Below are 2,663 nucleotides of genomic sequence, written 5' to 3' on the forward strand. Positions count from 1 at the left end.
GCGACCGGAGTCACGTACGCCTCTCCGTGTCGCGACCAGTGGACTTCGACGAAGTCCGCCCATGGGGTGATTCGAAAGTGGCGGCGCACACCGTAGCGACGCAGCACACCCCCGGGAAGGGCAAGGCCGAGCTCGCGGCGAAGCGGGGAGTGCAGGCCGTCGGCGGCAATGAGCCAACGCGCCGTCAGCCCCGCCGCGCAGACCCGCTCGTGGTCCTGGCGGATCTCCCGCACCTTGCCCGGCAGGATCCGTACGCCGAGTTCCAGGGCCCGTTCGTGCAGGGCGGCGTGCAGTTCGGTCCGCCGCACGCCGAGCCCGGGGCCGTCCCTGAATTCCGCCTCCGCACGACGCGTCCCCTCGATGTAGCGGATGCCGCGAAGGTCGTGGCCGGGCACCTCGACACCGAGCGAACGCAGCGCCGCCACCCCGCTGGGCATGATGCCCTCGCCGCAGGCCTTGTCCACGGGAGCGGCGCGTGGTTCGACGACGACGGCTTCCATTCCCGTCCGTGCGGCATGGATCGCCGCCGCCAGCCCCGCCGGGCCGCCGCCCGCCACCAAGAGGTCGATCACGTGCGTGCCTCCGCCGCCGCGGCGGTCAGCGCCTGGTCCTCGCACCGAATGCGTACAGCCATCAGCCTCGCGTTCAGCAGCGTGAAGAGGACGGCGGTCACCCACGCACCATGGATCAGCGGCAGCGCCAGGCCCTCCGCGGCGACCGCGACATAGTTGGGGTGGCGCAGCCACATGTAGGGCCCGCCGGTGACCAGGGGCAGGCCCGGTACGACGATCACGCGGGTGTTCCACCGGTGTCCGAGCGTACGGATGCACCACCAGCGCAGCGCCTGCGCGGCGGCGACGACGACCAGCATGGTCCATCCGAGCAGCGGCCGGAACGGGCGGCCGGCCAGCCAGACTTCGGCCAGGCAGCCCGCCAGCAGGGCGGTGTGCAGGGCGACCATCGCCGGATAGTGGGCGCTGCCGCTCTCCCTGCCGCCGCGGGCCAGGCTCCAACGCGTGTTGCGCAGCGCCACGGCGATTTCGGCGCAACGCTCGCCCGCGACGGCCAGCACCAGCGTGGTGTACCAGATCACATGTCCTCCGATCTACCAGCGCAGCAGCACGAGTTCACAGCAGAATCCGGGGCCCATCGCCATCAGCAGGCCGGGTGTTCCGGGTTCGGGCCGCCGCTGCTCCAGCGTGTCCCGAAGGACGTACAGGACGGAGGACGACGACAGGTTCCCCACCTCGGCGAGCGAGCGCCAGGTGACGTCGAGAGCGCCTTCGGGCAGCGAGAGGGCCTCGGCGACGGCCTCCAGCACCTTGGGGCCGCCGGGATGGCACACCCAGTGGGCCACATCCTTGGGCTTGAGGCCGTGCTCCTCCAGGAACCCGCGGACGTCGTCGGCGAGATACCGGCGGACGACGTCGGGGATGGCCGCGTCGAGCACCACCTTGAAACCGGAGCTCCGGATGTCCCAGCCCATCACGCATTCGGTGTCCGGGTACATACGGCTGCGGGTCGCCACGACTTCGGGTCCGGCCTTCGTCGCCCGTCGCTCACCGACGGCGACCAGGGCGGCCGCCCCGTCGCCGAACAGCCCGGTCGCCACCAGGTTGGCGGGAGTGGCGTCATTGCGCTGGAAGGTGAGGGAGCAGAGTTCGACCGAGAGCAGTACGGCCACATGGTCGGGCCAGCCGAGCAGGTAGTCGTGCAGCCGAGCCAGGCCGGCGGCCCCGGCGACACAGCCGAGACCGAAGACGGGCAGTCGTTTCACGTCGGGCCGGAGGCCGAGCCGCCCGACGAGGCGGGCGTCGATGGAGGGTGCGGCCATTCCGGTGACGGAGGTGAACATCAGCAGATCCACATCGGCCGACCGCAGCCCCGCGGTCCGTAGTGCACCGCGTACTGCCTCGGTGCCCAGATCGGTGGCCGCGCGGATGAAGACGTCGTTGGCGGCGCCGAGGCCGTCGAGCTCGGGATAGCGTTCCAGCGGCAGCACCGCGTGCCGCGTGTGCACCTGCGCGTTCTCGTGGATCCGGTCAAGGACATGGCGGTCGGCCCCCGGGGGCAGGCAGATGCGAGCCACCATGTCGGTGATCTCGCGTTGGGTGTGGCGATGCGCTGCGAGGGAGCCGTGAACAGCTGCGATCCGGGTCATCCCGCTGATCGCTTCGGAGGCGTCATGGCCCATCTGTGCCCGGACGTAGGGACGAAACACCGCAAATAACCCGTGCGGCGGTCACACGTATCCGGTGCTGACTGCCTACCCTCGCCCGGTGGGCACTACGGACCAGCACTTGTCCGCCGCGGCCGGCTGGTCGTTCCGCCGCGCGATGGGGCTGGCTCTGTCGTGTCATCCGGGGCCGGTGATCGCTGTGACCGTCCTCGCTGTCGGACTGTCCGTCAGTGCGGGCCTCGGCAGCGCCCGTTGTGCGCTGCTGGGCTCAGCCGTGCTGGCCGGACAGCTCTCGGTGGGCTGGTGCAACGACGCCTTCGACGCCCGACGCGATGCCGCGGCCGGCCGCCGCGGCAAACCGGTGGCCGACGGTGCGGTGAGCCGGAGCGCGGTGTGGGCGGCGGCGCATGCCGCCCTCGCCCTGTGTGTGGCACTGTCGCTGGCCTGCGGTGTGCTCGCCGGTGCCGTGCACCTGGCTGCGGTG

General features: G+C 71.3%; 3 protein-coding genes and 1 pseudogene. 1 reads left to right on the forward strand and 3 read right to left on the reverse strand.

From position 1 onward, the window contains the following. The 3 genes from ACI2LP_RS34180 to ACI2LP_RS34190 form a co-directional block, all read right to left on the reverse strand. Window positions 1-572, reverse strand: a 572-nt coding sequence (locus tag ACI2LP_RS34180; RefSeq protein WP_404728431.1) for an NAD(P)/FAD-dependent oxidoreductase, incomplete at its 3' end; no start/stop codon positions are given. Beyond that, a complete protein-coding gene (locus ACI2LP_RS34185) occupies window positions 569-1,093 on the reverse strand; it encodes an isoprenylcysteine carboxyl methyltransferase family protein (RefSeq protein ID WP_404728432.1) in 525 nt (174 codons plus the stop codon). The genes ACI2LP_RS34180 and ACI2LP_RS34185, both read right to left, overlap by 4 nt. Before the next feature lie 12 nt (window positions 1,094-1,105). Further along, entirely contained in the window at window positions 1,106-2,161 is a 1,056-nt protein-coding gene (locus tag ACI2LP_RS34190; RefSeq protein WP_404728433.1) for a type III polyketide synthase, read from the reverse strand. 118 nt (window positions 2,162-2,279) lie between these two features. On the opposite strand from ACI2LP_RS34190, the pseudogene ACI2LP_RS34195 reads away from it, so the two are divergent. Continuing rightward, window positions 2,280-2,663 (forward strand): annotated as a pseudogene (locus tag ACI2LP_RS34195) (hypothetical protein); the annotation flags it as partial.

It is taken from the genome of Streptomyces sp. NPDC019890 (assembly GCF_044903445.1).
In the GTDB taxonomy this organism is placed as follows: domain Bacteria; phylum Actinomycetota; class Actinomycetes; order Streptomycetales; family Streptomycetaceae; genus Streptomyces.